The organism is Christiangramia gaetbulicola, from assembly GCF_003054225.1.
GTDB classification, from domain to species: Bacteria; Bacteroidota; Bacteroidia; order Flavobacteriales; family Flavobacteriaceae; genus Christiangramia; species Christiangramia gaetbulicola.
Genome location: NZ_QBKQ01000001.1, coordinates 1361762 through 1380661, shown reverse-complemented (window position 1 = coordinate 1380661; position 18900 = coordinate 1361762). Strand labels below are relative to the sequence as shown.

Genomic DNA, 18900 nt, shown 5'->3' with positions numbered 1-18900 from the left:
TAATTATTTCATAGAATGAATTCCGATCATATTACCTTCGGTATCCTTTATAATAGATACAAAACCGAACTCCCCAATAGACATTTTTGACCTTAGAACCTCGCCGCCGGCATCTTTAACCCGGGCTTCCTCTATATTGCAATCTTCGCTGTGGAAATAAACTACCGTACTATTCCCCCCTGCAGGCATACCCTCTGCTTTCGCCAGGGCTCCTCCCGCTTTCCCCTGGGAATCCATATTTCCAGGGAAGGCCATCATTTTTAAACCTTCATTAGTGGGATCGCCAATTTCAGATAACTCTGTTTTGAACACTTTTTCATAAAAGGATGTAGCCCGCTCCATGTCATCTACGTAGATCTCGAACCAGACCACCGGATTTTCAATTTTCATAACTTATCGATTAGGTGTTAGACTTTCCTAATTTAAGATTATTATTCCCAGAATTGATAGGAGAGTTTCTGCTGATTTTTCGTCATTAGTAAAGCAGCATTTTTTGTATATGTCACTGCAAACAAAGTGAAGTAGTATCAAGGTTGAGATTCCTTCGCTTCACTCGGAAAGACAATAAGGAACCCATCCTTCGACTGCGCTCAGGATGACATTTTTTAAAACCACGTCATGCTGTCCCGAAGCATCGGGAGTTTCAGCATCTGTAGAGACCCTGAAATAAATTCAGGGTGACGGAATTTTGTTGCACTGGGCCTGTCGAAGTGTGGCTCTGTTCGCCTGTAATTTCGAAGGAGTGAAGCGCCTGAGAAATCTTTTGATTATCACTGCTAACAAAGTGAAGCAGTCTCGAGGTTGAGATTCCTTCGCTTCGCTCGGAATGACAGTAAAGAAAAGGCTTCTATGCATGCATCCTTCGACTGCGCTCAGGATGACATTAAATTGCTAGATTGATCTGTCGAAGTGCTATGCATCAAATGATCCATCCTCAAAAGCAGTCCCGATCACTACAAGATCGGCTCCCGCCTCATAGGATAACTGAAGTTGTTGTGCGCTGCGGATACCTCCGCCTACGATCACTGGAATATTTAAAGCCTTTTTAACCGCTTTAATTATTTCACTAGAGACAGGCTTTTCAGCTCCGCTTCCAGCTTCGAGATAGATGAGTTTCTTTCCGGAATATTGCCCGGCTAGCGCCGTATTCACAATTTGCCGAATATCGTTTTGAGCAAGTGGAATTGTATTGCTTACCTTCTGAACCGAAGTTTCTCTTCCGCCATCTATCAAAATATAACCCGTGGGAATGATCTCCAGATTCGTATTTCTTATCTTTTCTACAGAACGTACCTGCTGTTCGATCAAAAATTCCGGATTCCTTCCGGAAATAAGGCTTAAAAAAAGCAAGGCATCGGCATGAGAAGAGATCTGGCTGTGGTCACCGGGAAATAAAATTACCGGCAATCCGCAGAGATTTTTTATAGCTTTCACCACCTCACAGGTTCTGCCCTCTTCCACGGTGCTTCCGCCTACAAAAATATGGGTTGTTTCTTTCGGTAATTTCCGGATAAATAGAGAAGCCGTGGCTTCTTCAAACTTATCGGGATCTATCAGAACTGCCAGCAGTTTCCGTTTTTCATAAGCCGCCTGTTCAATTTCTTCCAGATAACTTTGAATTTCGATCATCAGCCTTTCGCTTTAGAATTGGAAGGCATGGCATACACGCAGGTAAAATTCTCAAATTCCAGAAATTTTACATCGAACCACCTATCTACCCCATTATACCTCACGTGAGTGGTCGTTTTAAAATCATCGAAATCGAAATCGATCACATTGATATGTTGCAGGAATCCGCAACCGGGTTCTGCCAGAATCTTATAAACCGATTCCTTAGCTCCCCAAACGATGGTAAGTTTCCGTATCAAAGCGTCCTCATTGGCAAGCGTATGATACTCATCCAGCGGAGTGAACTTATTAGCAATTTTCAGGATCTTTTCACGCTGTTTTTCAATGTCTATTCCCACATCCTTATCGCTAATGATGATCGCGGTGAAATTGAAGGAATGGGTAATAGAAATATATTTATCGTCCTTTAGGTGAGGTTTTCCGTGATCGTCATAATAAAGATCATGATCTACATAGCCGGCTTCAGCCATTAAATGCCTGATGCTCATAAAACCACGGCGGTGAATTTCAGACTTCATTCCGTCAACCCTTCTCTGGCAATGATCGGTTAATTCGATACCATCAGATAACCACTCAAAGGTTTCTTCCACCTTCCAAATGAAGACTTTAGTAAGTTCATCAACTGTTATTGTTTTATAAAGAGGCATAAAATTTCTAAGCTTTTCCTTATTTTTGCAAGCACAAAAATTGCTAATATTCAAATATAATAATATGTCAACTAAAACAGTACCGTATACCGCCTATAAAGTAAAAGATATTGCGCTTGCAGAATATGGACGCCGTGAAATAGAACTTGCTGAAGCTGAAATGCCAGGTTTAATGGCACTTCGTGAGGAGTATGGAGAATCCAAGCCACTTAAAGGAGCGAGAATTGCGGGTTGTTTACATATGACCATTCAGACTGCTGTTCTTATTGAAACTCTTGTTGCTCTTGGTGCAGATGTAACCTGGAGCTCTTGTAATATTTTCTCTACTCAGGATCACGCTGCTGCTGCAATTGCTGCTGCCGGAATCCCGGTTTATGCCTGGAAAGGAATGACTGAAGAGGAATTCAACTGGTGTATCGAGCAAACTCTTTTCTTTGGAGAAGAGCGTAAGCCGTTAAATATGATCCTTGATGATGGTGGAGATCTTACTAATATGGTCCTTGATGAATACCCTGAGCTTGCTGAAGGTATCAAAGGACTTTCAGAAGAAACCACAACCGGAGTTCACAGACTTTATGAGCGTATGAAAAAAGGAACACTTCCTATGCCTGCGATCAATGTGAACGACTCTGTGACCAAGTCTAAATTCGACAATAAATACGGATGTCGTGAGAGCGCGGTAGATGCGATTCGTCGTGCGACAGATGTGATGCTTGCAGGAAAAAGAGTGGTTGTTTGTGGATATGGTGACGTTGGAAAAGGAACGGCTCAATCTTTTAAAGGTGCCGGTTCTATCGTAACCGTTACTGAAATTGATCCTATCTGTGCACTACAGGCTGCCATGGATGGTTTTGAGGTAAAGAAACTGGAAACTGTACTTCCTAAGGCAGATATCGTGATCACAACCACAGGAAACAAAGACATTGTTCGTGGAGAGCATTTCGAAGCAATGAAAGATAAAACCATCGTTGCTAACATTGGTCACTTTGATAATGAGATCGCTGTTGCCTGGTTGAATGAAAAACACGGAGATTCTAAAGTAGAGATCAAGCCACAGGTAGATAAATATACCATCAACGGGAAAGATATCATCCTTCTTGCTGAAGGTCGTTTAGTAAACCTTGGATGTGCTACAGGTCACCCAAGTTTTGTGATGAGTAACTCATTCACAAACCAGACCCTGGCACAAATGGAACTTTGGAACAATACCGATAAGTATAAAAATGAAGTATATATGTTGCCTAAGCATTTAGATGAAAAGGTAGCGAAACTTCACCTGGAAAGAATTGGTGTGGAGCTTACCGAGCTTAAACCAGACCAGGCTGAATATATCGGGGTGACGGTTGAAGGACCATACAAACCTGAATACTACAGATACTAATCAAATTTTAGATCTGAGAAATTAGATATTGAAAAGCCCCGCAATTAGCGGGGCTTTTCAATTCTGTCATTTGGGTTTGAGATTTATTCAGTTTTTTCCAACTGACCTATTTTCTCCCACTCCGGATCTATATTTAGACTTACGCTTATATGAACATCATCACCCTTATCCTTAAAAACGACATCTGTAGTTTCGTTTTCCAATCTTGTAGTTAATTCATTAGGGCTTAATTTATAAATCGCACCAGTGATTGGATCTACAACCAGACCTATAATACCTCCAAATAAAATATTTCCAACATACCATTCATTGAATTTTTTTGACAAAGTAGTCTTATAGGTTTTATATCCATCCAATTTTATCAAAACCTCGTATTCTTGGTTCCTCTTCAGATTTTTTTCGACCGGTGTTTTACCTATTTCCACCTCGTTGATAAATACTGTTGCAGATGCAGGAACCGAATTGAATTTAATTGTTTGTCTGGAACCAGACACAATAGTAGCACAGCTTTGAAATACAAAAAGCCCGCTTAAAAAAATAATTTTAAAAGAGTTTTTCATTAATTGATGTTGATTAGGTTAGTCGGGGATTAGTTGATATTGAGGCAGGCCCGACAACCTGCCATCAAAATTTTGGAATTCGATTTTCAGTCTGTAATTAGTTCCCCAGATGAATTTTATTTTCTTTTCAACAGGCTGTACATAATTCGCTCCATTAACCTTGAGCGATAACCCCGTCTTATTCACAAAAATATCTGGATTAACCAGACGAATCTATTCAAAAAAAGCTTTCATTTTACACCTAAGAGTGAATTTAATTGTAAAATTTTTTGCGTCCTGAATTTCTACCCGAATTATCTTCTCACGATGGTGACTCCGGCACGTTCACCTTCTTTTAAATTGGTAAGTGTAGTTACATAATTCCTGGTATCCTTAAAATGTATCTTTACCGTATTGGGAGCAGAGGTTCCAACATTCAATGCCACGACCTCAATGCTAGTTTGCTCCTGATTCAGGTCAATGTGAATTATCTTATGCTTCTTGGTAACCGTATAATTGTTAAGTACTTTCTCCCCATTGATAAAAAGATCGATACGGTCATCATCTTCTTTTCCAGCATCATATATGGTAAGTTCTACTTTTTGATCGGAAGTTAAAATGTTAAGGTTTTCGTTGCTTGCTATAATATTCATACTAAGCGTATCCAGGGTTTTCTTAACGCTTATATTTTTCTTTGTCTCATCATCTATTCTACCGGTTCGCTGGATCTTCCTGTCGACTTTTTCAGCTTTCTTCATTATTTTTTCTATACTCACCATCCTTATTTCCCCATCTAGACATTTTTTGCCATCGGTATATAATCCCTGAAATTTTCCATCGATCTCCTCAATATCATGGATATCCTTTACCCTGCCGGTAAAGTGAACAAAACAAAAGTCATTCTGGGTGATAGGAGATTTGGTATAAATAATATCAGCCTCTTCAAAATTCAATTCTTTGGTATTAGAATTATAGTTCCCTTTTAAGTTGGATTTGGTTTCATGAGCACCTCCAAGATCAGTAATTGAATACCCCGAAATACTATCTTTTTTTAGCTCAAAAGCGACCTTATAGGAGATGAAAGAAGTGTCATTTAATTTTATAGTACCCATATACTCAGCACTTTGCTGTGAATGACCAATAAAACCTAGAACAAATGTTAATAGAATAAGATTCTTTACCATTAATACAATTATTTTATTTAATTTAATAAACTTAACGTTAAATTATTAACTATGAAACTAAAGTTATTACTTTCGATTTTCGCATTTGCGCTAGCTACCAACCTTAGTTACGCTTCATTTCCGGTGCAAAGAACTCTTGTAGAATCTGAAACTGTTACAGCTCAGGCTGAAGAAGAAGGAGAATTGTTTTCTCCTGCTGCGCTGGCTGGAACTAGGAGTCAGGGAGTTGCGATCTTATTGCTTGTCTTTCTGGGGTTTGCAGCAGGACACAGATGGTATCTGGGAAGCCCATGGTACTGGAATATTCTTTTCATAATTACTGCAGGAGGATTAGGTATCTGGTGGATTGTTGACCTTATTGGAATTATCACCAAGGATTATGCACCTAAAAATGGAACTTACAAAGACAGTTTCTTTTAAAAACATCAAAAATTTAACGCTACTTATTAGAACCCGCCACTCAAGCGGGTTTTTTATTTATTCCAACTTTCAATTACTCAAAAAACCTCAGGTTTTTAAACCTGAAAATCCAATAGCGATTTTTTCTATCTTAGGAAAACCAAATTAAAACAACAATGATCAAAAAAATTATAATTCCATTTGTTCTGGTTCTAAGCCTTATAGGTTGTAAAAATGAAAACCAGGATTCTTCAGTAGAAAATAAAGAAAATCAGGTGAGTACTAAACTCGATTCTATCCTGAACAACTATTATGAAGATGGCCTTAAGTTAAACCCGGTTTCGGCCACCACGTCTGGAGACATGAGGTATAATGACCGGTTTCCGAACTTTCTATCTTCAGCCTATGAAGACAGTTTAAGAAATTACTACACGAAATACAGAGATGTGGTTTCACAAATAAATGATGAAGATCTAAGTGCTACCGAGAAATTGAGCAAGGATATCCTGTTGTGGGAATGCGACCTTAACCTGGGTACCCTGGAATTCAAAAAGAATAAATATATGCCCATAGACCAGATGTGGTCTGTGAATCTTTTTATGGGCCAGTTGGCAAGTGGCGCGAGTGCGCAGCCTTTTAAAACGGTTGAGGATTATGAGAACTGGTTAAAACGTGTGGATGGTTTTCTTACCTGGATGGATTCTGCCGAAGAAAACATGCGCAAAGGAATGGAACTGGGATATGTTTTACCGGCCTCCCTGATAAAAAAAGTGATTCCGCAAATGAAATCCATGACCAATCCTGAAGTAGAAGATCATTTGTTCTATAGCCCGGTAAAGAATTTTCCAGATAGTTTTTCCGAAGAAGAAAAACAGCGACTTACTGAGGAATACACCAAAATGATCCGAGAAAAGGTGATCCCACAGTACAATAAAATGCATTCTTTCATGAAGGATGAATATTTACCAAAGGGACGGGAGTCCAGTGGAATAGCAGACATCCCTGAGGGTGAAGAATATTACAAGCACCAGATAAAGCTTTACACCACTACAGATATGACCGCTGAGGAGATACATCAGCTTGGGCTGGATGAAGTGGCGCGCATTTCAAAGGAAATGGAAAAAGTGAAGAAGGAAGTTGGTTATGAAGGAGATCTGAAATCTTTCTTCAATTATGTGCGTGAGAACAAAGACCTGATGCCTTTTACCAAACCAGAAGAAGTAATCGCCAATTTCGAGAAGATTCATGAGCGTATGAAACCAAATATTAGCAAGCTTTTCAGCGAAACTCCAGAAACGGCTTTTGAGGTAAGAAGAACAGAGGAATTCCGCGAAAAATCTGCCAGCGCACAGTATAATCCGGGTTCTCTGGATGGCAGCAGACCAGGTATCTTTTACGTACCTATTCCTGATGCTTCGGGTTATAATATTTACAGTGATGAATCTTTATTTCTGCATGAAGCCATTCCGGGACATCATTATCAGATCTCTCTAACCCAGGAAAATGAAGAGTTACCAGATTTCAGAAAAACACTATGGTACAGTGGATATGGTGAAGGCTGGGCGCTTTATTCAGAATCTCTGGGGGAAGAGCTGGGGCTTTTCACAGATCCTTATCAATACTTCGGGATGCTTGGAGCAGAAATGCACCGTGCGGTCCGTCTGGTGGTAGATACCGGTTTGCATTCTAAAGGATGGACACGCGAAGAAGCAATTCAGTATTCTTTAGAGAACGAAGCCGAGCCGAAAGCGAGTGTGATCTCTGAGATCGAACGCTATATGGCTAATCCAGGGCAGGCTCTTTCTTATAAGATAGGCCAGTTAAAGATCATGGAATTAAGAGATCGCGCCCAACAGCAGATGGGTGAAGCTTTTGATATCAGGGAATATCATAAACAGGTTCTGGAAACCGGTTGCGTTCCGTTGGAATTGCTGGAAAATAAGATCGACAACTGGATCGCGGAAGCGAAATAAGCTTTGAATATAATAAAGTCCGTTTGAAAGGTTTAAGCGCCAGGCTGAACTTAATTCAGCTACTTTAGAGATCCCGAATCAAGTTCAGGATGACGATAATTGAAAATTTTAAACGGATTTTTTATTGATGATCAGGCACTCCCTTACCCAGAATAAAATCCCTTTCAATAAGAGCCATTCCATCGTTCTCCTTTAGGTTTACAACACCATCACTTCCACGTGGAGGATCTTCCATATGATCTTCGGTCAACAATGGATCGCCTTTAAAAAAATAAGCAGACAAATAATAATATTTCCCATAAGGTTCCATAATGATCGGGTGGATATGCGCCGGATTTGTTCCATCGGGGTAGCTTCCCGGCACCTGGGTATAAAAAGTATAGCGCCCATCCTTACCCGTTTTGATCCAGCCTCTTAAATACCCATGCCGTTTCGCCCAGCCTTTCTCATCGCCTTTGGTTGGATAAATTCCCTCTGCATTGGTATGATGAATATACAGCACCACATTTTCAGCAGGCGTTTCACCATCAGCTTCATAAATAGTTCCGGTGATCTTCAGTTTATTTTCTGCGGAAGCGAATTCCGGAAGTGTATCCACCGGTTTCAGATCCCGGTCTCCATATTCAAATACTGCTTCACAGCCTTCGCAAGGCCCTCCTACCAGTCTGGGTTTATTTTGTTCCTGGGATTGGACACATGAAAAAAGTAAAAATGAAATTCCGAAGACTACAATTCTAAAATCCATGACTAATTTGTTATACCTAAATTTACTTAAAAATTGATGGTCATTCAGTTAACCATTAAACCCCTAATACTTTCCTTTAACCTGAAAAATCGAACATATTTTACTGGATTACAGGTTTTTGAGTAAATTATCAGATAATCTAAAACCAACCAGTATGAAATTAATGAAAATTTTGCCCGTTTTTGCCCTTCTTCTCTTTAGTAGTTGTAACGAAGGAAAAAAAGAAACAGTTGAGACGACTGAGCAGGCCGAAGTTCGTGCTCCATCTGAAGCTAACAAACAGTGGATCGATGCCTGGAACCGTAATAATCCACAGGAATTAGACACACTTACTTCTAAAGATGCAGTTCTTTTTATGCAGGGTCAGAGTATGAATGCAGATAGCATCCGTTCCTGGTATAACAACGCGGCACCAATGATGAAAGACCTTAGAACAAACGCCAAAGTTGAATATACTAGTAATGATATCGCCTATGAAGCCGGCACCTACAGTCATGGAATAAAAAATGACAGTTTAAATACGACCTATGAAGGCACCTATACCTTCATCTGGAAAAAAACCAACAACGACTGGAAAATGCAAGTGATGAATATCACAGATAAGGAGCCGGATACGACGGCTACAGAATAAAATAATATTATGAGGAATAAAAAAGCTCTTTCGATCGAAAGAGCTTTTTTTTAGTTCAATGAAGTTTGAAAGTTCTTCATCATTTTATAGATACATTTAAAAACTAGTTTCCGTTTTTTCTTACGCGGACCTCTTTCGAAGCGAAATTTTATAAATTTTCCAGCGGGTTCATCAGTAGAAAACTGATAATTAGTGCCATCCAGCACGAACCTCGTCTTTTCTGAAAATATAAATTCTGATACGTATTTCTTTACCAACCTGCGTTTACCTGAAGAACCTTTCATAATATTTTGGTTTTTGGTTAGAACAATTAAGGTACGAAAAAAAACTTATCGTGATATTATTCTTTTTTATCCAACCGCCAATTTTTGACTTTCCTTCAGGATATAGGGTGGCATAGGTTCTTTTAATTTCCATTCTATATTCATAGGTTTTTCCCCCGAATATTTCTGAAACTCGACTTTACCTAAAAATACGTAACCCATCGTAAAACCGTATTCATCTTTATTTTGTTCTCTTACAAAAAGCAAAACATTCTTTTCACTATTTATATATGCCTGTCCTTTTGGAGTGTTTGGGGAAGCGCTGTTTTGAGTTTGCCAATGAAAAAGATGTTTATTTAAGGCATAATCTTCATACATAGTAGTTGGAGAATATTCCTTATCAGATTTTTTCAATGTCACAAATAAGGCTTCAGTATTTATAGATTTTTCATAAGAAGATCCCTCACGACTAGGCTTAGCCTTTTCAAATTTATGTCTTCTAATCGCAACAAGAATTTGATTTCGATTATATCGGCTATAGATTTTTAGTGGAAAGTCAAACTCGAGCTCAACAGATTTTTCCACAAAGTCAATTTCTTCAATTGTATACTTCACCACTTCCATTATTTCATTTCTCATCACCGGATTCCTCGCAATTTGCTTTAAACTTTCTTGTAAACTTTTAAATCCACAATCTGGACCTGACTTTTGCCATACATCATAATGAAACATTAATGCTTTGAGCCTACCAATATCTGAATTTTCAGAAATTTCAAAATTGGTTTCACATAGGCGTTTGATATAATTGAGATAGCTAACAGAATTGCAACTTATCAACCTATTACTTATAAAATTAGACAGCTCCTTTTCATTAGGTTCTGAAAAATCCTCTATTACCCCAGCTTCAGCACAAAGTCTACTCCAACTTCCTTTTTTATAAACTTGTTCAATATTCAAATGATGAAATTCCAAAAAGTTAGCGAGGTTTAGAGGTCTAGTAGAATAATGCTTGAAATTTTGAATCTTTTGGACAAGTTGTGGTCTCCTAAATTCAGTCGCCTCTCTTATGTTTTTTAGAATTATTTCTTTGGCCTTTTTCTCTAATACGATAGAACAACCTAGTGGAAGGTGAGGAAATTCATCTTCAATTTCTTTAATTACAGAGGTATGAGTTTTTCCAATTAGAGCTCTGAATTTATGCTCAAAGTCATATTCCGGTCTTGCATTTCCTACGAAATCAAGCACGGTTAAACAATCTTTATTTTCAGCAAGACGCAGTCCTCTACCGAGTTGCTGTAGAAAGATTGTTAAACTTTCTGTTGGACGAAGGAATAAAATAGTGTCTATTTCTGGTATATCTACGCCTTCGTTGAATATATCAACAACGAATAAATAATTGATATCTTTTTTACCGAGACGATTTCTCAAAATAGATCTGTCAGAGCTGTTCCCGCTAATTAGATAATCTGCTTTTAATCCAGCAAGATTAAATTTACTTGCCATATATTTTGCATGTTCTTGGCTCACACAAAACCCTAACGCCTGAACATCATTCACGTCAGTAAGATAATCTTCACAATTTTTAAGTATATCTCCTACTCTTCTATCATTTTCGGTATATAGCTTGGTTAATTCTTTAATCTCATATTTACCATTTTTCCAACTCACATTGGTCAAATCAATAGAATCTGATAAAGCAAAATATTGAAAAGGAGAAAGTAGTTTACGATTTAAGGCTTCAGGAAGTCTTATTTCTGCAGCAATTTTATTATGAAAATCTTCAGTTATATCTCCACCGTCCATTCTTTCGGGAGTTGCTGTGAGGCCTAATAAAATTTTAGGATTGAATCTTTTCAAAATTGGCCTATAGCTATCGGCCTTTATATGATGAACTTCATCTACTATGATATAATCAAAAAAATCTTCCGTTAATGGTAAATTCTTAAGCCGATTATTCAAGGTTTGAACAGAGGCAAAAAGCTGGTCATATTTTTCAGGTTCATAACCTCCAACCCAAAGTTCTCCAAAATTAGAGTCACGCAAAACATGTTGAAATGTTTTTTGTGCTTGTTCCAGAATTTCTTTTCTGTGGGCAACAAACAAAAATTTTGGGCTGGGGTTAGATTTTTTAAAACGCTGAAAATCGAATGCTGATATCACCGTTTTACCAGTTCCTGTTGCAGCGACCAATAAATTCTTATTTCGATTATGAATAATCCTTTCTGAATCTAGCTTAGAAAGAATTTCCTCCTGATATGGATATGGTTTGAGGTCAAAAAAGGTAGTAATTTGATTGATTCCTTGACTGCTTTGCCTTTTCAAAGAGCTTATAAGTTTAGCTCTATCTTTTCCCTTTTCGTAATATTCAAATTCGGGATCCTCCCAATAGGTTTCAAAGGTTTTTTGGAATTTATCTATGATATGGCCAATCTCTTGAGTTGTTACTTTCAAATTCCATTCTAATCCATTAGTTAATGCTGAACGAGAGAGGTTGGAAGAGCCAATGTAACCAGTATGAAATCCGGAATTTCTTAAGAACAGATATGCTTTAGCATGTAATCTTTCATGCTCTACATTATAAGAAACTTTGATTTCGGTGTTTGGTAAGGAAGCTAAATATTCAACAGCTTTAGCATCTGTCGCTCCCATATAAGAAGTGGTGATGATTTTTAATTTCTTACCACTTTTAGTAAATTCTTCTAATTCCTTTATAAATATTCGAATTCCAGAATATTTAATAAAAGAGACAAGCCAACAAATTTCATCGGCAGAAAGAATTTCCTTTTTAATCTCACTCTCCAATGAAATCCCAGTATTATTTCCAGTAAATAGTTCGCTTTGACTAAGACGAGTATAAGGTGTTATTTCCTTTAAGCGATCTTTTAAATTTGAATAAGGAAAGTTTGATTTAGAAAAGACCGCTTCTAATATCCTACCTTCGTTTTCAATTAGATTTTCAGTTAAATCTAAGTTTTTAAGCTCTTTGGCCAATAACGTAATAATCTTGTTCGAAATTTCAATTTGCTTTATAGGTCTATCTTTTTCTTTAATTTCATTTAAAGCATATTTAATAGTTTCTGCCAAATAAAGACTTAAGTACTGAGATGCTTCTTCCTTATCTAAAGGGGTTTCACTAATATGAAACTTTTGACAATCAAGAGAATCTAGTTTATTCGTGACAAGTTTATTTATTAACTGTTCGTAAAGACCTGTTTCAAAACTCATTTAAAATTCTGTATATAATGTTGTACGATTGGAATATCGGCTTCTGCCCAATCAAAACTTTCTAATTGGGAAACACTTGCCCATTCTATTTTAGAATGTTCTTTTAAATCGATTTCTGAGGTTTGTAGGGAACAACGAAATGGAATAAGTTCAATAATTTTTTTATCGGAGTATTTATGCGTGTTAGAGGGAAGTCGCTCTAGGATTTCTATACTTAATCCAAGTTCCTCTTTTATTTCTCTTTTTAAACAGTCTTCCAGGGTTTCTCCTTTTTCAAGTTTCCCTCCAGGGAATTCCCATTTTAAAGGAAGGCTCATTTTTGCGCTCCGCTGAGCACATAATACTCTTTGCTTATTTTCAATAAGAGCACATGTAACTTGAATCAATTGATATAAATTATTGTTCTTAATAAAATTACATGTTTAATTGAATATTTCACTCCCAATCTAATTTACTTTTTAACGCTCCCTCCACATCTTCATCCGGAATAATTTCATAATTTTGGAATATTTCCAATTAAAAGGAATTATTCCTATTTATGAAAAACGTAAAGTCTATTATTCACCTGGATCTGGATACCTTTTTTGTTTCGGCAGAAAGACGTTTAGATTCAAAATTAAATAACAAACCGCTTATCGTAGGCGGGCTGGGAGACCGTGGTGTGGTAGCAGCCTGCAGTTATGAAACCCGGAAATTCGGCGTACACTCGGGCATGTCGATGAAAGTAGCGAGGCAGCTTTGTCCGCAGTCTGTGGTTATCAAAGGGAATGCTTCCACCTATACCAAATTCTCTCACGAAGTCACCGAGATCATTCGTAGTAAAGTGCCCTCTTTTGAAAAGGCCAGTGTAGATGAGTTTTACGCAGATCTCACCGGGATGGATCGTTTTTTCGGGATCACCCAGTTTGCGAAAGAACTGCAGGAAACCATTCTGAAAGAAACACATTTGCCTATCTCTTTCGGACTATCACAAAACAAAGTGGTTTCCAAGATCGCGACCGGCGAGGGAAAACCTTATGCACAAAAGATCATAGAAGCCGGTACCGAAAAAAGCTTCCTGGCGCCACTGGCGGTTAACAAGATCCCGATGATCGGGAACAAGACCTTTCAGAAACTGCTTAACCTGGGAGTACGAAGAATTGAGACCATACAAAAGATGCCCGTAGAAGTACTGGAAAGCGTTCTGGGCAAGAATGGGCGAACCATCTGGAAAAGGGCCCACGGAATTGATAATCCGCCCATCATCCCTTTCCACGAGCGAAAGTCCATTTCTACCGAGCGTACCTTTAACCGGGATACTATAGATATGATAAGACTTCACGGTACTCTCGTTGCCATGGCCGAAAGTCTCGCCTATCAATTAAGACGTGGAGATAAACTTACCTCTAATGTAAGCGTCAAGATCAGGTATTCAGATTTTCAAACTTACAGCAAGCAGGTGAAGATCCCTTATACCAGCGCCGACCATATTCTTATTCCAAAAGTTGAAGAGTTATTCCGGCAGCTGTACACCCGCCGATTACTCATCAGGCTTATCGGCGTTCGTTTCAGCGGACTCGTAGGCGGGCATTACCAGATCAACCTTTTTGATGATTCTGAAGAGATGCTGAATCTTTATAATTCGCTGGATAAGATCAAGAAGCGCTTTGGCGAACATAGTGTGATGCGGGCCATTTCGATGGATGCAAAGACGATCGGCAGAATGGGGAATCCGTTCAACGGAGAACCTCCGGTAGTGCTGGCGCATAGGAAACTGTAAATCAATTAAAAATGCTCAATGAACAATAAACAGATGCGGGAAGCGGAAAGCTTAATTGAAAATGAAAAATTGAAAATGGATAACGAGATGCTTCGACTACGCTCAGCATGACATATCATTGTCATTCAGAGCGGAATGCAATGAAGCGAAGAATCTAAATAACAGAAATTCGGATTAAGAGAGATTCTTACTGCGTTCAGAATGACAATAAAAACATAACTGAGGGTGAAAAGAAGCAGCCTCAAACTAAAATATGAAACGAAAGAGATTGCTTCACTACGTTCGCAATGACAAAAAACTGAGACGTTACCCTAAACTCGTTTCAGGATCTCAACAGATGCTGAAATCGAAGATTCAACGTAGTTAAACAAGTTCAGCATGACGGAATAAAATTTTTCAGACGTCCTCATTAAAAGTAAAAAATGAAGAATGAAAAATTGATAATTGAACTTTGTACTTAAACTGTCACACATATTACTCCTTACGCTACGGAACATTTCCGGTACAGGAACTCTGTGAACTTGCGCGAAAGAACGGGGTAAAACGACTCGCGGTAACCGACATCAATAATACCTCGGCCTGCCTGGAATTCATCAAAATAAACAAGGAAACCGATATCAAAACACTGGTCGGGATCGATTTTAGAAATGGGGCAGCCCAGCAATATATTGGCATCGCCAGGAATAATGATGGTTTCCGACAGCTCAATGCACATCTTTCCAGTCACCTGCATCAAAAAAAAGAATTTGAAACAGAAGCCCCGCTCCTGCCCGATTGTTTTATTATCTATCCGTTTGAAAAAATAATAGCCCTGAAAAAGACAGATTTCAGAAGCAATGAATTCATAGGGGTTTCTATAGACAACCTGAGAAAATTAAAATTTTCGGCATATAGAAAACTGGAAGATAAACTGGTGGTTCTGCAAACAGTGAGTTTCAGAAATAAAAAAGATTATAACGCGCATCGCCTGCTGCGGGCAATTGACAATAACACTCTGCTAAGTAAACTTCCCGAAACCCAGCAAGGTTCTTTTTCTCATCAAATGATCCCGGAAACCGAACTCAGAAAAGAATTTGAAGATTTTCCCCACATTCTGAAAAATACTCAAGACCTTATGGATTCCTGTAAGGTGGATTTCGAATTTGGCCGTGGGCAGAATCGCAATCTACTGGTAGCAGGAGAAAGTCCGGAAGAAGATGAAAAAAAACTTATTGATTTATGTTATCAGAATCTACCTGAAAAATACCCGGACACAAAAGAGGAAGTGTATTTAAGATTAAAGAAAGAGCTCGACACCATTATAAAACTCGGGTTCGTTTCATACTTTTTGATCAATCTCGACATCGTTAATTATGCCCGCTCTAAGAATTATCCTTTTGTAGGGCGTGGCAGCGGGGCAAATTCCATCGTTGCATATATTCTGGGCATCACCAATGTAGACCCTATAGAACTGGACCTGTATTTCGAACGATTTATAAATCCTAACCGGAGCTCGCCTCCCGATTTTGATATCGACTTTTCCTGGAAAGACCGGAACGATGTGACCGATTATATCTTCAGAACCTATAAAAACACTGCTTTAATGGGCACTTACGTGACTTTTAAAAGCAGAGCGGTAGCCCGGGAACTGGGAAAAGTTTTTGGTCTGCCTAAAGAAAATATCGATAAGCTTTCTTCGGGATTTTTTGAATATAAACAACTGGATCATCTTGAAAAACTGGTGATCAGGTACAGCAGGCTTATTGAAGGTTTCCCTAATTACCTGAGTGTTCATTCCGGCGGAATCCTTATTCTGAACGATTCGGTCTTCAACTATGCCGGTACATTCCTGCCTCCCAAAGGTTTTCAAACGATCCAGATAGATATGAACATCGCCGAGGATGTAGGTATCCATAAGTTTGATATTCTGGCCCAGCGTGGACTCTCCAAGATCACTGATGCCATCGAGATCATAAAACAGAATCAGCCGGATGCGGAAATAGAAGACATTGAAAACATAAAAACCTTCAAGGAAGATCCAGCCATTAATGATCTTCTAAAGGTTGGCGACTGTATGGGAGTTTTTTATGTAGAATCACCGGCAATGCGCGGACTACTCACCAGGCTGCAAACCGATAATTATATGAACCTGGTCGCGGCCAGCTCGGTAATAAGGCCGGGCGTTTCCAGCGCTGGGATGAAAGAAGAATTTATAAAGAGGCATCGTGATCCTGAACTCAGAAAACAGGCACATCCCGTCATGTATAAGATCATGGAAGATACTTATGGTGTTATGGTCTACCAGGAAGATGTGATGAAGGTAGCCCATATTTTTGCCGGGCTGGACCTGGACGATGCCGATGTGCTCCGCCGGGGAATGAGCGGAAAGAAAACCTCCAAAGGACAGATGGAGAAGATCGAAAAGACCTTCAGAAAGAATTGTAAAGACAGAGGCTACAGCGAAGAGCTTACCAGCGAGGTCTGGGAACAAATATCTTCTTTCGCCGGTTACGCCTTCCCTAAAGGACATTCAGCTTCCTATGCGGTAGAGAGCTACCAGAGTTTATATCTCAAAAAGTATTTTCCTCTGGAATTCATGGTGGCGGCTATAAATAACGGGGGCGGATTTTATGATCTGCAGACCTATATCCAGGAGATACGAAAATGTGGAGGTAAAATCCATGCTCCCTGTATAAACAAAAGCGATCATCCCAATACGATCTACGGAAAGGACATCTACCTGGGATTTGGATATATTAAAGAACTTGAGCTTAAAACCATTCAACAGATCCTGGAAAACAGACAGTTTTTTGGGTCTTTCAAGTCCCTGGATGATTTTATAGACCGCATCCATATTTCAATTGAACAACTTAGCCTCTTACTCAAGATCAATGCCTTTAGGTTTACGGGAATAGACAAGCATGAATTATTATGGAAAGCCTATTTTAAACTTCATAACAGCAAACCCAAAAGCAACCAGGCTTTACTATTCAAACCCCAGCACAGGGATTTTGAACTTCCGGAATTTGAGTATTCAAAACTTATAGAGGCTTATGACCAGATGGAATTACTGGGATTTCCGCTCTGCAGTCATTTTGAACTTTTACAGAATCCCTTGGAAGATACGCTTACTGCCAGGGATCTTAAAGACCATATTGGTAAAGACATCGAGATCTATGGCAATCTTGTGAACTCCAGAAAAACAGGAACCTCTAATGGCAGATACATGTATTTTGGAACTTTCTACGACGTAAATGGAGGTATTTTTGACACGGTTCTATTTCCAAAAGTCGCTGAAAAATATCCGCTCAGGAGCCGGGGTATCTATAAATGCTTCGGAAAGGTAATGTATGATCTTGGATATATTTCATTAGATGTGAAATGGATCTCCAGGCAGGCTACCCAAACAGACACCAGGTTGGTGGGAAATGGATTTAAAGTTAAGCTACAAGCTACTATTAAATAATAAATTCAAGAGCATCAGAGTTTTCCTAATAAGGAAGTTGTTTTGAATTACCGATCAAAAATACTATAATCATAAAATATATTTAAAAAATATTTCTAAATAAGGCAACTATTAATAGTTGCCTTATTTAGAAATATTGAAATTATTTCATCAATTAATCAGGGGTAACTGTAATAGTTAATTCAGTCGAATCCGTACATTTCACACCCCCGACATCGTTACTTACAGTATAAACAGTTGTAAAACCTCGATAAGGATTTCGGTTAAAAGCTCTTAACAATTCGAGTCCTGTGGGCGAAAAGGTACCATCTCGGCTAACTCCCTCATCTAATAATGTCTTATAAAGAGCCTCTATATCGCCTAGGTCATTGACTAATGCATCCACTTCAGAAAAAGTATATGTCCTTGAGTTGTCAGAACCCGCATTTGCTTCACAAATTGGATCACTACTAGGGTCACAAATATCGTAAACCAAATAATTACTTCCATTTCTAAAATCAGATTCATTACCAACCCAGGCAGTAAATTTTTGATCTAAGGAATTTTTAAGTATTACCTCTGCAGCTACAATTACATAACCAGGATCAACTCCAAAGTCGGAAATAGGAACCGTTTCCCCATGATATGCTATTCCTGAATCAAATTTGTCCCTTTGATCAAGCCGACTTGAATTAATTCCATTTGCATTAATCGGTAAGTCTGCTTCAGAAGGCATAGCTTCCCATCTAATATCATAAATTAAAAATCCATCGTTCGCTAAAAAATTTAAATACAAATTATCATTATCATTAGTGATTATAAATTCACCTAATGAACTATGAAATTCATAAATCATCGATTCACATCCATCAACTTCCCAAACTGAATTTACAGTTTTAATTTGATCATTGTTAAAGCTCATTTCGTCATTATTTACGGAACACCCCATCAATAATAACCCCACAATCGCGGCAATAAAATAATAATTTCTCATAATACACTGGTTATTAACGTTTTTCACAATTAATTTACAAATTAGCAAAGCGCGATTTTAATAGAAATATTGATATTCGTTAAGGTGTTTAATTATACCGTCACAAC

16 protein-coding genes are annotated in these 18900 nt (G+C 38.4%); 6 read left to right on the top strand and 10 right to left on the bottom strand.

Features of this window, described 5'->3' with window-relative positions; translation table 11 throughout:
- Window positions 1-3 precede the first annotated feature (3 nt).
- The 3 genes from C8P64_RS06270 to C8P64_RS06260 form a co-directional block, all read right to left on the bottom strand.
- Window positions 4-390: a VOC family protein gene (locus tag C8P64_RS06270; RefSeq protein ID WP_211307593.1), complete on the bottom strand. Its 387-nt coding sequence runs from the start codon at window positions 388-390 to the stop codon at window positions 4-6.
- 522 nt (window positions 391-912) lie between these two features.
- Complete coding sequence (locus C8P64_RS06265; RefSeq protein ID WP_108171158.1) at window positions 913-1629, bottom strand: phosphoglycerol geranylgeranyltransferase; 717 nt, start codon at window positions 1627-1629, stop codon at window positions 913-915.
- Entirely contained in the window at window positions 1629-2276 is a 648-nt protein-coding gene (locus C8P64_RS06260; protein ID WP_108171157.1) for a 4'-phosphopantetheinyl transferase family protein, read from the bottom strand. Before C8P64_RS06260 ends, C8P64_RS06265 begins: the two co-directional genes overlap by 1 nt.
- Before the next feature lie 64 nt (window positions 2277-2340).
- Here C8P64_RS06260 and ahcY point away from each other — a divergent pair, with 64 nt between their 5' ends.
- Window positions 2341-3657 (top strand): adenosylhomocysteinase, encoded by a 1317-nt coding sequence (gene ahcY / locus C8P64_RS06255; RefSeq protein WP_108171156.1) that lies wholly within the window; start codon window positions 2341-2343, stop codon window positions 3655-3657.
- 83 nt (window positions 3658-3740) lie between these two features.
- Here ahcY and C8P64_RS06250 read toward each other — a convergent pair whose 3' ends face one another.
- Both C8P64_RS06250 and C8P64_RS06245 read right to left on the bottom strand, forming a co-directional pair.
- On the bottom strand, window positions 3741-4217 hold the full coding sequence (locus C8P64_RS06250) for a PEGA domain-containing protein (RefSeq protein ID WP_108171155.1): 477 nt from the start codon (window positions 4215-4217) through the stop codon (window positions 3741-3743).
- A 293-nt stretch (window positions 4218-4510) separates the two neighbouring features.
- On the bottom strand, window positions 4511-5380 hold the full coding sequence (locus tag C8P64_RS06245; protein WP_245889664.1) for a hypothetical protein: 870 nt from the start codon (window positions 5378-5380) through the stop codon (window positions 4511-4513).
- Between the two features lie 51 nt (window positions 5381-5431).
- Between C8P64_RS06245 and C8P64_RS06240 the strand changes: the two genes are divergently transcribed.
- Entirely contained in the window at window positions 5432-5800 is a 369-nt protein-coding gene (locus C8P64_RS06240; protein WP_108171154.1) for a TM2 domain-containing protein, read from the top strand.
- Window positions 5801-5955: 155 nt separating this feature from the next.
- A complete protein-coding gene (locus tag C8P64_RS06235; RefSeq protein WP_108171153.1) occupies window positions 5956-7752 on the top strand; it encodes a DUF885 domain-containing protein in 1797 nt (598 codons plus the stop codon).
- A gap of 121 nt (window positions 7753-7873) precedes the next feature.
- Here C8P64_RS06235 and C8P64_RS06230 read toward each other — a convergent pair whose 3' ends face one another.
- Window positions 7874-8497 (bottom strand): dioxygenase family protein, encoded by a 624-nt coding sequence (locus tag C8P64_RS06230; RefSeq protein WP_108171152.1) that lies wholly within the window; start codon window positions 8495-8497, stop codon window positions 7874-7876.
- 154 nt (window positions 8498-8651) lie between these two features.
- Here C8P64_RS06230 and C8P64_RS06225 point away from each other — a divergent pair, with 154 nt between their 5' ends.
- Window positions 8652-9128 carry a YybH family protein gene (locus C8P64_RS06225; RefSeq protein WP_108171151.1) on the top strand — a complete coding sequence of 159 codons (477 nt, stop codon included), beginning with the start codon at window positions 8652-8654 and terminating at the stop codon, window positions 9126-9128.
- Between the two features lie 50 nt (window positions 9129-9178).
- Here the strand turns inward: C8P64_RS06225 and C8P64_RS06220 are convergent, their stop codons facing one another.
- From C8P64_RS06220 to C8P64_RS06210, 3 genes are all read right to left on the bottom strand, one after another.
- Window positions 9179-9412, bottom strand: coding sequence for a hypothetical protein (locus tag C8P64_RS06220; protein WP_108171150.1), 234 nt, complete (start codon window positions 9410-9412; stop codon window positions 9179-9181).
- A gap of 66 nt (window positions 9413-9478) precedes the next feature.
- Complete coding sequence (locus C8P64_RS06215; protein WP_108171149.1) at window positions 9479-12616, bottom strand: DEAD/DEAH box helicase; 3138 nt, start codon at window positions 12614-12616, stop codon at window positions 9479-9481.
- Complete coding sequence (locus C8P64_RS06210) at window positions 12613-13002, bottom strand: (deoxy)nucleoside triphosphate pyrophosphohydrolase (RefSeq protein WP_108171148.1); 390 nt, start codon at window positions 13000-13002, stop codon at window positions 12613-12615. Before C8P64_RS06210 ends, C8P64_RS06215 begins: the two co-directional genes overlap by 4 nt.
- 152 nt (window positions 13003-13154) lie before the next feature.
- Between C8P64_RS06210 and dinB the strand changes: the two genes are divergently transcribed.
- Together dinB and C8P64_RS06200 are read left to right on the top strand one after the other, a co-directional pair.
- On the top strand, window positions 13155-14375 hold the full coding sequence (dinB, locus tag C8P64_RS06205) for a DNA polymerase IV (protein ID WP_108171147.1): 1221 nt from the start codon (window positions 13155-13157) through the stop codon (window positions 14373-14375).
- Window positions 14376-14826: 451 nt separating this feature from the next.
- Window positions 14827-17820: a DNA polymerase III subunit alpha gene (locus C8P64_RS06200; protein ID WP_108171146.1), complete on the top strand. Its 2994-nt coding sequence runs from the start codon at window positions 14827-14829 to the stop codon at window positions 17818-17820.
- 154 nt (window positions 17821-17974) lie between these two features.
- Here the strand turns inward: C8P64_RS06200 and C8P64_RS06195 are convergent, their stop codons facing one another.
- Entirely contained in the window at window positions 17975-18793 is an 819-nt protein-coding gene (locus C8P64_RS06195) for a hypothetical protein (RefSeq protein WP_146167187.1), read from the bottom strand.
- Window positions 18794-18900: the final 107 nt, after the last annotated feature.